A 257-nucleotide genomic window follows, 5' to 3' on the forward strand; every position below is an offset into this window, starting at 1 on the left:
CACCACGCTGCGCGACGGCGAGCAGTGTCCCGGCGCCACCATGACCTTCGAGGAAAAGCTCGAGGTCGCCGAGCTCTTGGACGATATGGGCGTCGACGTCATCGAAGCCGGCTTCCCGATCACCTCCGAAGGTGACTTCCAGGCCGTCAGCGAGATCGCCCGCCGCTCCAAGAACGCCGTCATCGCCGGGCTGTCGCGCGCCCATCCGGCCGACATCGACCGCTGCGCCGAGGCGGTGAAGTTCGCCAAGCGCGGCC

The 257-nt window shown here is 68.5% G+C and carries 1 pseudogene; it reads left to right on the plus strand.

Annotated features, from left to right (window positions below):
- Positions 1-257: pseudogene (locus AABA86_RS33465) on the plus strand (2-isopropylmalate synthase); the annotation flags it as partial.

Origin of the sequence: Bradyrhizobium sp. TM233 (assembly GCF_036247965.1) — a bacterium.
Classification (GTDB): Bacteria; Pseudomonadota; Alphaproteobacteria; order Rhizobiales; family Xanthobacteraceae; genus Bradyrhizobium; species Bradyrhizobium ottawaense.